Origin of the sequence: Kitasatospora sp. NPDC056783 (assembly GCF_042789895.1) — a bacterium.
In the GTDB taxonomy this organism is placed as follows: domain Bacteria; phylum Actinomycetota; class Actinomycetes; order Streptomycetales; family Streptomycetaceae; genus Kitasatospora.
In genome coordinates this window covers 1-9,254 of record NZ_JBHUAF010000349.1, presented here as the reverse complement: position 1 = coordinate 9,254, position 9,254 = coordinate 1, and the positions used below count along the sequence as shown (strand labels likewise).

Here is a 9,254-nt window from a genome sequence, read left to right as displayed (position 1 = left end):
AGGTGGGGTCGCCGAGCCCCCGGCCCGCCGTCAGCCCAGCAGCAGCTGCCTGGCCTTCGCGGCCACCTCGGGGGACGCCTTCGAGAGGGCGCCCGACGCGTACGGCGGCTGCGGGTCGTACTCGATCATCAGCTGGATCGCCTCCGCGACGGTGTCCCCGGCGATCAGGCCGGTCATGGTCAGCGCGAGGTCGATCCCGGCCGAGACCCCGGCCGCGGTCGCGTACTTGCCGTCGACCACGACCCGCTCGCTGCCGGTCGGCCGCGCCCCGAAGGTCGCCAGCTGGTCCAGGCAGATCCAGTGCGAGGTCGCCCGGCGCCCCTCCAGCAGCCCGGCCGCGCCCAGCAGCAGCGAGCCGGAGCAGACCGAGGTGGTCCAGGTGGTGGTCGCGTCGATGGCGCGCACCCACTCCAGCACGGCCTCGTCGGTCAGTTGGGCGGGCGTCCCCGGTCCGCCGGGCACCAGCAGCACGTCGGCCGAGTCCACCTCGTCCAGCGTGGCGTCGGCGGTGAGCGCCAGGCTCTTCATGTCGGTGCGCATCGGCCCGCGCCGGGCGGCCGTGAACACCACCTCGGCGCCGGGGATGCGGGACAGCACCTCGTAGGGGCCGACCGCGTCCAGGGCGGTGTACTCGTCATACAGCAGAACGGCGACGCGCATCAGTGACCTCCGATGGGTTCGGGACGGAAGCGGCGGCGGTACTCGGCGGGCGGGGCGGCCAGGGCCCGGACGAAGGCGCGCCGCATCGCCTCCGGGGTGCCGTAGCCGCAGGAGCGCGCGATCCGCTCGACGCCGTCGTCGGTGTCCTCCAGCAGCCGCCGGGCGGCCTCCAGCCGGACTCCGTCCACGTACCGGCCCGGGGTCACCCCCACCTCGGCGGTGAAGGCGCGGGCGAAGTGCCGTGGCGACAGCGCCGAGCGGTCGGCCAGTGCCTCGACCGACAGATCGGCCTCCGGGTGCTCGGCGATCCACCGCTGCACCTCGCGCAGCGGCCGGCGGACGGCCACCTGGGCGGCCAGCTGGGTGCTGAACTGGGCCTGGTTGCCCGGCCGTCGCAGGAAGACCACCAGGTGACGGGCGACCAGCAGCGCGGTGTCCCGCCCGAGGTCCTCCTCGACCAGGGCCAGCGCCAGGTCGATCCCGGCGGTGACCCCGGCCGAGGTGGCGACATGCCCGTCCCGGACGTGGATCGGGTCCGGGACCACCTCCACGTCCGGGAACCGCCGGGCCAGTTCCTCGCAGAACGCCCAGTGGGTGGTCGCCCGGCGCCCGGCCAGCAGCCCGGCCTCGGCGAGCAGGAAGGCGCCGGTGCACACCGACACCACCCGCTCGGCCCGGTCGGCCAGCTCCCGGATCGCCGCCACCAGGGCGGCGTCGGGGCGGCCGGTGCCGTCCCCGCCGGGAACCAGCAGGGTGTGCACCGGACCGGCCTCGGCGAGGTCCGCGTCCGGCAGCAGCCGCAGGCCGCTCTGGGTGCGCACGGGGTGACCACCGGGGGAAGCGGTGGTCACCCGGTACGCCCCCGACGGGCCGCCGGCTCGGGCGGCCCCCGCGAACACCTCCAGGGGACCGGTCACGTCGAGGCTCTGCACGCCCTCGAAGAGGACGATGACCACGTGGCGCGCTCTCATGCCGTCAGCCTGGCAGCGGGCCGCGGTGGCGGCAATGACCTGCTTCCCACCTTTCCTGCCATCGGACGCGGGGAAGGACGCGGGGAAGGACGCGTGAAGAGGCGGGGCCCGCCCCGGACGGTGGGGCCGCCCGAGGGGCCAAGGTCAGCGGTACAGCGCCTGGTCGAACCGGATCTGGGCCGGGGGCAGGCCCGCCGCCGCCAGCCGGGTGCGCACCGAACCGACCATGCCGATCGGACCGGTGACGCAGGCCAGGTGGTCGCGCCAGTCGCCGGCCGCCGCGACGGTGTCGGCGAGTTCCCCGACGGTGACCGGGGTGACGGTCAACCACGGCTTGTGCAGGCCGAGTTCGGAGAGCGACTGCCAGTCGTAGAGGTCCGTGCGGTCCCGGGCGCCGACGAACAGGTGGACCATCCGGCCGGTCGGCCGGTGGGCGGTCTGCTGCTCGATGATCGCCTTCATCGGGGCCAGCCCGGTGCCGCCCGCGACCAGCAGCAGGTCGCGCTGGTCCTCGTCGGGCATCAGACTGCCGCGCGGCGGGCCGAGGCGCAGCCGGTCGCCGACCGAGGTGTGCTCGACCAGCGCGGAGCTGACCCCGCCGGGGCCGGTGCGGCGGACGTGGAACTCCAGCTCGTTGTCGGCGCGCGGGGCGCACCCCATCGAGTACTGCCGCCAGGTGTGCGGCAGCGCCGGGTGCTCGACCGTGCCGTACTGGCCGGCCCGGTACGGGTACGGCTCCCCGGTGCGCACCCGCACCACGGCGAGGTCGGGCCGGCGGCGCTCGTGGCCGGTCACCACGGCGTGCCAGTACGGGGGCTCGGTGAGCGCCGAGTCGGCGCCGGCGACCATCGCGCCGACGGCGAACCGCAGCATCCGCACCCAGGCGCCCTCCAGCTCGTCGGTCCAGCGCTCGCCGGCCCGGTGCCGGACGGCCGCGCACAGGGCCTCCTCGAAGGCCTCGTAGTGCACCGGGCGCACGCCCAGCTTGCGGTGGTCGCGGCCGAGCTGGCGCAGCGTCCGCTCCAGTTCGGCCGGGCGGTCGAGGTTGTCGATCAGGTGGTGGAAGATCCGTTCCAGGTGGAGCTGCTGGAACTCCATCGAGGCGGGGAAGAGCGGTCGCAGGTAAGGGCGGTGGCTGAACATCACCAGGTAGAGGTGGTCGATCAGGTCCGCGAGCGGGGAGATCACATCGAGGTCGCGCCGGATCAGGTGCTGGTCGGCGGCGCCGTCGTAGCCGCCCTCCTCGCCGTACGCGCCGTACCCGAAGTCGCCGCCGCCCGACGAGGACGGGGCGAGGAGTTGGCGTCGCAGGCGCATCGCGTGATGGCGGGCGATCAGGCGGTCGTACTCGGCGGTGGCGGTGGCGGTGCCAGTGCTGATGCTGCTGCTGTTGTCCATGTCCCGCCCAGTGAACTGCCGAGCCGTCGAACACGAGAAGGGCCGATCGCCCCGGACGGACCCGGGACCAACGACCCCTTGCGGATGTGACGGACGTTACGGAACGGTTCTCGGCCGCCGTGGTACGAATCCGGACACTTGGCGGCGAACGGGCGCGGGAACGGGCGCGGACGCCGAATCGGACGCCCGGCCGGACGCCGAATCGGACGGCGGACCGGGCGACGGGCCGGGGACGGCGGAAAGGCGCCCCGCGCCCTGGCGCTCTCCTTCACCAGGACCCGGGGCACCGCCGTCAGGCTCCCGCCTGGCGTGCCTCCCGGCGTTCCAGCCGCCGCTGCCGGCCCTGGCGCAGCGGCTGGTCGGGCAGCCACCCGAAGGTGAGACAGGACCCCACCACCCCGAGCATCATCCCGATCACGAACCCACCCAGGTTGGAGGTGAGCCAGGTGCCGAGCGACGCCAGCACGGCGACGAAGGAGTAGAACAGCCGCTGAGCCGGGTTGAACAGGATCAGCAGACCGCACAGCACCATCACCGCCGGCACCAGGTACCCGGCCAGCCCTTCCATCCCGATGTGCAGGATGACGGGCAGCGGGGCCTTCAGGGTGAACAGGATCTCGGCACCGCCGAGCGTCACCAGCAGTCCGCCCCAGAACGGTCGTCTGCCCCGCCAGTCGCGTGTGACCGGGCGTGCGGCAGGACCGGCGTCGGGGGCGGCGACGGCCTGAGCGGCGGGCGCGGCCGCCGTCCCCTCGGCTGCCACCCCCTCGGCCCCGGCCGCGGTGCCCTCACCGGTGTCGGCCGGCTCCGGTACGGACTCCGCCATGTCAGCAGCCCGTGGAGCTGAAGCTCAGCCGCAGGTTCGGCAGTTTGAACCCGACGGCGGTGCTCGCGTAGTTGTGCTGGTTCAGGTTGGTCAGCGTGACGTGGTCGGCCTGCTGGCCGAACACGCCGGGGTTGCCCTTGCCGACCGGTCCGGCCTTGGTGTACGTGCTGGCGTCGCCGCCGATCTCGATGTTCTTGAACTCCGCGTCGCCGGACAGCAGGTCGGAGTCGGTGGTGAGGTCGCTGGCGGAGACGGGGGTGCCCTTGTCGCCTGCGCGGATCAGCAGGTTGACGCCGCCGAGGTCGACGCTCTGGCAGAGGTTGGTGATCTCGGCCTTCTTGATCGCCGACACCGCGACCAGCACCTGTCCGCCGGTGGAGCCGGAGTTGGGGCTGTCGGGGATCATCGAGTCCAGCGCGCCGAACTGCGCGAAGCCCTCGCCGTCCAGTTTGTCGGCGGTGATGGTGAACGGCATTCCGGAGATGGAGAACTGGGCGGCGAGCACGCCCTGGGCGGTGAGCGCCATCAGGACGCCCCCGGCCGCGACGGCCGGAACGGCCATCAGGGCGGTCCGCTTCATCCGGACCCGGCCCCTTCTCGGCCCGCTCGGCGTCTGCGGGGTCTCGGCCGCCGTGGCGGCGTCCTCGGACATGGCCATGTGTGCTCCCTATGGGTGGAGATGGGTGTGCAGGCACTTGGCACGTTGTCCTGGCGCGGACAGCGTTCCCCGGCGCGACCGGACCGCCGGCCCCTCGGCAGCGGGGCGGGCAGGGTCGGCGCGCGGTAAGTAACTGGGAAGCTACTGCCCGGTATTGGCCGGGTCAATACGGGTGCACGAAGGTTTCTTCACCAATCCGCGACCCGTCGCGGCCAGTCCCGCACCCCCAGCCGCTCGGCCGCCTCCGCCGGTCCGAGGAACGGTGACAGGCAGAACATGCTCAACACCGGCAGCAGATCGAGAAGTTGATCCGTCCTTCCGGAGTCGATCCACCGGTAGACCGCGCTGTAGACGCCGCCCACCACGGCGTCCACCAGATCCTTCGACTCGACCCCGCCCGGAAGTTGGGGCACTTCGGCGAAGAACGCGCGGAACCTGGTGAGAAGTTGGGCCCGCTCACGCCGGCCGGACGGGCCCACCGCCTCGATCTCGATCACCGCCATGGTGGCGAACGCCGGTGTTCCCGCGAGCAGTTGCAGCATCACACCGAGCGCCTTGCGAATCCCCCGGCACCAGTCGGATTCGGCCGTGAAGGCCTCCGCCATCCGCCGGATCACCACACCGGTGCCGTAGCGGTGCGCGGCCAGGAAGGCGTCCTCCTTACCGCTGAACAGCTCGTAGAAGACCGGCCTGGTCACGCCCGCCGCGCGACAGATGTCGCTCACCGTGGCGTGCTGGTAGCCGCGTTCGGCGACGGTCCGCACCAGCCCGTCCAGCAGCCGCTCGCGCTGGGTCGCGGCGACCACGCCGGCGGGCAGCCGGCGCGGCCCGGGTTTGATCGAGCGGGCCGGATCGCGGCCGGTCCGGGCACCCGGCAGCAACGCCACGTCGGCTCCGCGGAGGTGTTTCCGATCCATCACCAACTCCTGTGTCCTGTATTGACATTGGCGGAACACCGGGTTTACAACACTGACAGGTTTCCAACCGGTGGGCCAGCACACGTCCACCGGTCGGACCTCCGGGGGCTCCGACGGTCCTGGGCGTTCGCCCAGGCCACGGGACCGCAGCGGAGGCGGGACCGCGACGGAGGCAGCCGTCGACGTGCCGCCACGGCACCGCACGTCCCCGACCGAACGGCGCAGTGCCGCGGCGTTCCACGCCGCCGTCCGTCCGCGAGGCCGAACCACCGCACCGCCGCACCATCGCACCACCGCAAGGCCGCACCGCCGTACGCGCACTCCGCGTACGTCCGCACCGCCGTACCGCACGGACGGGCCCGTGGCGCCGGGCCCGCCCGCCCCTCGGCGTGAGCCGAGCCAACCGGTACGCCCCCCTCCGGTACGAAGCCCCCGGTACGACCCGCACCTCCCCCGCCGTGCACGCCACCACCACACCCGCACGCGGGGAATCCCCCACCCGTCCTCCGGACGGAGAGAGGCACCCTCATGCGCATCAGCCGCACCCTCGCCACCGCCGCCCTCGCCTCGCTCGCCCTCACCGGCGCCGCCGTGGCCCCCGCCCAGGCCGCCGGCCCGGCGGTCCTGACCACCGGCAGCCCGTCCGGCCCGGCCGTCGCCGTCGGCGACGTGCTGAACGCCAACCTGGTCCCCGGCACCTACGCGACCTTCTACAACAGCGCCTCCGGGACGAGTGGCGTCAAGTGTGCCACCTCCTCCTTCTCGGCGACCGTCACCTCCAACCCGGCCGCCCCGGGCAGCGCCACCGAGCAGCTCAACACCCAGACCTTCGGCTCCTGCACCTCCAACGTCGTGGGCGTCACGGGCGTCAAGAGCATCACCGTCAGCAACCTGCCGTGGGTCAACACGGTCAGCGACGCTCCCGGCAACCCGGTCGCGCTCACCCCCGGCACCTCCGGCGCGCTGGGCACCACCGTGGTGCTCAACACCATCCTGGGCAGCGTCAACTGCGTCTACCAGAACGCCACCGGGATCAACGGCACCACCTCGAACACCGGCAACACCATCGGCTTCTCCGCCCAGCCGTTCAGCCTGGTCTCCGGATCCGGCCTGTGCTTCTCGACCGGGTACTTCAGCGCCACCTACGGCCAGGTCATCGACGTCAGCGCCCCCGGCCAGCCGGTCCTCTTCGTCAACTGACACCAGGGCCCGGCCGGCCCGTCATGACGACGGCGGCGTACGGCACCCTCACCGGACCGTACGCCGCCCCACCGCGCCCGACGCCGCCGGACCCCGCGCGGCCGCACGCGAGACAGCGAAGTGACCGGCCGGTAGGGTGGCGCCGCACGGAGACGGCGAACCGGAACGGGGCGGGTTGATGAGCGGCGGCGACGGACACGGCACGGGCTTCTTCACCTCGGTGGCGGACGCCGCCGAACGACTGGCCGCCACCGGCTACCTGGCCTCCCCCGCCGTGGCCACCACCGTCTTCCTCGCCGACCGGCTCGGCAAGCCCCTGCTGGTCGAGGGCCCCGCCGGGGTCGGCAAGACCGAACTCGCCAAGGCCGTCGCCGAGATCGGCCGCGCCCGGCTGGTCCGGCTCCAGTGCTACGAGGGCATCGACGAGGCCCGCGCGCTCTACGAGTGGAACCACGCCAAGCAGCTGCTGCGGATCACCGCCGGCCGCGAGGAGGGCTGGCAGGAGGCGCGCACCGACATCTTCGGCGAGGAGTTCCTGCTCACCCGCCCGCTGCTCACCGCGATCCGGGGCGAGGAGCCGACGGTGCTGCTGATCGACGAGATGGACAAGGCCGACGTCGAGGTGGAGGCGCTGCTGCTGGAGGTGCTCAGCGACTTCCAGGTCACCGTCCCCGAGCTGGGCACCATCACCGCGAGCCGCCGCCCCTTCGTCCTGCTCACCTCGAACGCCACCCGCGAGCTCTCCGAGGCGCTGCGCCGCCGCTGCCTCTTCCTCCACCTCGACTACCCCGAGGCCGAGTTGGAGCGCCGGATCGTCCGGCTCAAGGTGCCCGGCCTGGACGCGACGCTGGCCGAGTCGCTGGTCCGGATCGTCGGCGCGCTGCGCGCCATGGAGCTGCGCAAGGCACCGTCCGTCGCCGAGACCATCGACTGGGCGCGCACCCTGCTGGCCCTCGGCGCCGACACCCTGGACGAGGCCGTCGTCCGGGACACCCTCGGGGTGATCCTCAAGCACCAGGAGGACGTCCGCAAGGCCGCCGGAAAGCTCACCCTGGCATGACCACCCCGGCCCCGGCGGACACCGCCGCCCGCCTCACCGGCCTGGTCCGCGCGCTGCGCGGGCACGGCCTGCCGATCGGCCCGGCCGAGACGGTGGACGCCGCCGCCGTGCTGGACGTCCTCGGCTTCACCGACCGCGAGCAGGTACGGGCCGGCCTGGCCGCCGCCCTGCTGCGCTCCGAGCGCCCGCGGACGGTCTTCGACGCCGCCTTCGACCTGTTCTTCCCGCTCGGCGTCGGCACCCCCGAGGCCCTCCGGGCCGACCCGCCGCCCGTTCCGGAGGACCCCGAGCCGCCCCGCTTCGGCCGCCCCGACCCGCTGCGCGACCGGCTCCGCGAGCGCCTGGCCGCCGCACTGGCCGCCGACGACCGCGCCGCCCAGGCCCGGCTGGCCGGCGAGGTGGTGGAGGCCTTCGGCCGCTACGGCGCCGGCTCCTCGCCCGGCTCCGACGGCTGGTCCGCCCAGCAGGCCCTCGGCCGGCTCTCCCCCGAGACGCTGCTCGCCCGCGTCCTGGCCGCCCTGCGCGAGGCCGGCCCGGGCGCCGTCGACCTCTCCGACCGGGTGCTCGCCGACGAGATCCGCCGCCGCATCCGGGACTTCCGCGCCATGACCGCCGGCGAGGCCCGCCGCCGGGTCGCCGAGCTGCGCGGCCCCGAGCGGATCGCCGAACGCGCCGTCGCCCCCACCGCCGACCTGGTCGACTTCCTCTACGCCGGGCGCACCCAGCTCGCCGAACTACGCCGCACCGTGCACCCGTTGGCCCGCAAGCTGGCGACCCGGCTGGCCGCCCGGCGGCGCCGTGCCGCCCGCGGCGAGATCGACCTGCGCCGCACCCTGCGCCGCTCGCTGACCACCGGCGGGGTGCCGATGCGCCCCGCGTACCGGCTGCGCCGCCCGGCCCGGCCGGAGCTGGTGCTGCTGTGCGACGTCTCCGGTTCGGTGGCGGGCTTCGCCGACTTCACCATGCTGCTGGTCCGGGCGATGAGCGAACAGTTCGGCAAGGTCCGGGTGTTCGCCTTCGTGAACCGCACCGCCGAGGTCACCGGCCTGCTCCGCGGCGGCGGCGACCCGGCCGGGCTGGCCGCCCGGATCCTCACCGAGGCCGAGGTGACGGGCTACCACGGCAACAGCGACTACGGCTCCGCGCTCGCCGAGTTCGCCGAACGCCACCTGGACGCCGTCGGCCCGCGCACCTGCGTCCTGGTCCTCGGCGACGCCCGGAACAACCACCGCGACCCCAACCTGGACGCGCTGCGCCGGATCGACGCCCGGGCCCGCCGGGTGTTCTGGCTCAACCCCGAGCAGCCCTCGCTCTGGCCGACCGGCGACTCCGCCGCGCTCGCCTACGCGGGCGTCGTGGAGATGCACTCCTGCCGCAACGCCCGCCGTCTCGGCGAACTGATCGCCGGGCTGCTGCCCGTGTAGGCCGTGTCCGGTCGATCTCGTCGGATCAGCGCCCGGCGGGATCGGCCGGCCAGGGCCCGGTCAGACAGGGCCCGGTCAGACAGGGCCCGGTCAGACAGGGCCCGGTCAGACAGGGCCCGGCCGGCCCGCCCCTCGACGGG

At 73.8% G+C, this 9,254-nt stretch carries 9 protein-coding genes; 3 read left to right on the top strand and 6 right to left on the bottom strand.

Annotated elements, in window-relative coordinates; all coding sequences use genetic code 11:
• Nucleotides 1-30 precede the first annotated feature (30 nt).
• From ACFRMQ_RS32910 to ACFRMQ_RS32885, 6 genes are all read right to left on the bottom strand, one after another.
• Complete coding sequence (locus tag ACFRMQ_RS32910; RefSeq protein WP_380734403.1) at nucleotides 31-660, bottom strand: DJ-1/PfpI family protein; 630 nt, start codon at nucleotides 658-660, stop codon at nucleotides 31-33.
• Complete coding sequence (locus ACFRMQ_RS32905) at nucleotides 660-1,631, bottom strand: GlxA family transcriptional regulator (protein WP_380734402.1); 972 nt, start codon at nucleotides 1,629-1,631, stop codon at nucleotides 660-662. Before ACFRMQ_RS32905 ends, ACFRMQ_RS32910 begins: the two co-directional genes overlap by 1 nt.
• Before the next feature lie 144 nt (nucleotides 1,632-1,775).
• Nucleotides 1,776-3,029, bottom strand: a complete 1,254-nt coding sequence (locus ACFRMQ_RS32900; RefSeq protein WP_380734401.1) for a globin domain-containing protein — start codon at nucleotides 3,027-3,029, stop codon at nucleotides 1,776-1,778.
• A 292-nt stretch (nucleotides 3,030-3,321) separates the two neighbouring features.
• Complete coding sequence (locus ACFRMQ_RS32895) at nucleotides 3,322-3,855, bottom strand: DUF6114 domain-containing protein (protein ID WP_380734400.1); 534 nt, start codon at nucleotides 3,853-3,855, stop codon at nucleotides 3,322-3,324.
• Nucleotide 3,856: 1 nt separating this feature from the next.
• Nucleotides 3,857-4,513 carry a DUF6230 family protein gene (locus tag ACFRMQ_RS32890; protein WP_380734399.1) on the bottom strand — a complete coding sequence of 219 codons (657 nt, stop codon included), beginning with the start codon at nucleotides 4,511-4,513 and terminating at the stop codon, nucleotides 3,857-3,859.
• Nucleotides 4,514-4,701: 188 nt separating this feature from the next.
• Nucleotides 4,702-5,430, bottom strand: coding sequence for a TetR/AcrR family transcriptional regulator (locus ACFRMQ_RS32885; RefSeq protein WP_380734398.1), 729 nt, complete (start codon nucleotides 5,428-5,430; stop codon nucleotides 4,702-4,704).
• 528 nt (nucleotides 5,431-5,958) lie between these two features.
• Between ACFRMQ_RS32885 and ACFRMQ_RS32880 the strand changes: the two genes are divergently transcribed.
• The 3 genes from ACFRMQ_RS32880 (at nucleotide 5,959) to ACFRMQ_RS32870 (ending at nucleotide 9,114) form a co-directional block, all read left to right on the top strand.
• Nucleotides 5,959-6,630, top strand: coding sequence for a Tat pathway signal sequence domain protein (locus ACFRMQ_RS32880; RefSeq protein ID WP_380734397.1), 672 nt, complete (start codon nucleotides 5,959-5,961; stop codon nucleotides 6,628-6,630).
• 178 nt (nucleotides 6,631-6,808) lie between these two features.
• Nucleotides 6,809-7,690 carry an AAA family ATPase gene (locus ACFRMQ_RS32875; RefSeq protein ID WP_380734396.1) on the top strand — a complete coding sequence of 294 codons (882 nt, stop codon included), beginning with the start codon at nucleotides 6,809-6,811 and terminating at the stop codon, nucleotides 7,688-7,690.
• The gene (locus tag ACFRMQ_RS32870) at nucleotides 7,687-9,114 is read left to right on the top strand and encodes a VWA domain-containing protein (RefSeq protein WP_380734395.1); all 1,428 of its coding nucleotides are present in this window, start codon (nucleotides 7,687-7,689) and stop codon (nucleotides 9,112-9,114) included. The genes ACFRMQ_RS32875 and ACFRMQ_RS32870 overlap by 4 nt, the downstream gene beginning before the upstream one ends.
• Nucleotides 9,115-9,254 lie beyond the last annotated feature (140 nt).